Below are 2,142 nucleotides of genomic sequence, written 5' to 3' on the forward strand. Positions count from 1 at the left end.
TTGCCGTCCGTCGCAACGGTCAGCAGTGTGCCGTTCATAGCTACATCCCACGGCCAGCAGTGCAGCGTGGTGATGTGCGAGAAGTCGTAGAGGCCGTCCAGGACGATGCCCCGGTTGAAAGCCCCGATCTCCAGCAGGTCGGCCGTGAAGCCCGAGGCGCTGGGCCCGTTCACGGTGCCGAGGCCCTTGATGCCGTTCCAGGCATTCGAGATCCGGATCTGCCCGATCGTGTAGCGCTGCGACCCGTTGAGATCGATCGCCCACGGGTACTGCCGCAGGCTGGCGCGGGAGGTCGCGGCGGACTGATCGAAGACGATCCCGATCTTGTCCCACCCCGCCGACTGCTCAGCCACCGTCCCGTTCGAGGTGGCTGAAGGGGTGCCGACGACTACCGCCTGAGCGCTCATATTGAAGCACGCCCCGACCAGCAGGCGCGAGACCGTCACGCCGTCTCCGCTGAGACGCTGGCCGCCGGCCTGCTGGAGCGCGTTGCAGACCTTGTAGTCGCCCGTCGGGAAGCGGACGGCCGCGCCGGTGTTGAGTGCCGCCTGAACGTAGAGGGTGAGGTCGGCCGTATTCGTCCGCGCCCGCACCCCCGCCCGCAGCACCTTCGGGATGAAGGCCATCACGTTGACGCTGTCGGTCGCCTGCTCGGCCAGGCTGTAGGCCTGCGCGCCGGTCTGCGGCCCGAGTGTTGATAGCGGGGAGGCGTCGCAGGCAGATCCCGTGCAGGTGATGCCACCGTCCAGCACGAGCGAGGGCGTCTCGACGCTTTTGCCGCGCAGGGGCGGAAGCTGGGAGGCGTCGAGAGCATGAGCGCCGACAGGCGCGATGACGGCGCAAGCGAGCGCCAGCCAGGCGCGCAGCACGAGGCCCGCGCGCCGGGTTGCGGCGAAGGTCATCGGGATCTCCGGAGTGCCGAGGGCAGGCGTTGACGACCCATTAGTTGTTCGGGTCAAAAATGTCCTGCTTGAACGAGTATGTAATCGCGCCCGTCTTGGCGTTATAGATGCTGTAGTTGGTCGAAGAGGTGTCATAGTAGACACCAATCTTGCCGCTGGCGAACTGACCCCCCGCATTCGCGGCGGGGAAGCCCGTCGCTGCGGCGGCGAACTGATTGCCCGGGGTCTGGTATTTCAGGAGAACGGCACCGCCGCCCACGATGAACTCCGCGTACTCCAGCGTGCTCTTGTCGACGACGAGGATCACGCCCTTGCCCGGCGGGAACTGCGCCGATGTCGCGGCGGGCAGCGAATACACCTGCGTCGCGAGGAAGCCCTGGCCCTGCACGCGGGCGGTGACATCGGCCACGACACCGGTCGTGACCGTGCCGGCGCCGGCATACGAGGTGTAGCCGGGTGCGCCGCCTGCCCCGATCGAGGCCAGGCCGATATGGACTGCGTTGCCCGCCCCAACGTTGACGGCCGGCTTCGTGACACCGTCCTGACCGTAGCTCTCCAGCGTCGCCGTCGTGGCGGAAACGCCATTGCCGGAGCCGGTGAGGCTGATGCTGGAGCCCAGCGTCGCGGTGATGCGGATGTCCGAGAACTTCAGGCTGGTGTTCGTGCCGGTCAGGCTGATGCCGTTCGTCCCAAAGCCCGCACCCGCACCCTGGGCCGTGAAGTTGGCGAAGGTCGCTGTGGCGCTGGCCGCCGTGGCGTCGGCGTAGACCGCCGCCGAGCCGAAATAATCGCAGTCGACGTTGACGCCGCGCAGCTTGTTGACTGATCCGTTGAGCTTGTCGGGCCCACCCGTGTAGCTGCCGATCCGGATACAGTTTTTCGAGAGCAGGCTGAAATAATTAGTCAAGAACATATTGTCGGCGCGCTTGAGCCAAAGGCCCTCAAGATTGCCGACAGTATAATTATTGACCGCCTGGTTGCCCTGGATCGCGTACTGATACCAGCGAATATCGCTAACGACGGGCGAGTCCAGCGCGTGCTCGATCTGGAGCCCGACCTGGAAGGGCTGGCCAGTCAGGTCGTTGATCTTGATCCGCCCGCCGTTGACGAACACCGCCTTCGTCGCGTTGACGGTCATCACGCGGGTGATGCGGAGATCGTCCTGCGCGAGGTAGACGTCGAAGTCGTAAGACCCGGGCGACCACGACCCGCCTGCGGTGCCGTTGGCGGCGTTGGCCGG

At 65.9% G+C, this 2,142-nt stretch carries 1 protein-coding gene and 1 pseudogene; both read right to left on the reverse strand.

Features of this window, described 5'->3' with window-relative positions; translation table 11 throughout:
- A pseudogene (locus ACS5PV_RS32715) lies at nt 1–902 on the reverse strand (hypothetical protein); the annotation flags it as partial.
- Between the two features lie 40 nt (nt 903–942).
- The coding region (locus ACS5PV_RS32720; RefSeq protein ID WP_455399475.1) for a hypothetical protein at nt 943–2,142 on the reverse strand (1,200 nt) is incomplete at its 5' end.

The organism is Methylobacterium sp. Gmos1, from assembly GCF_053764715.1.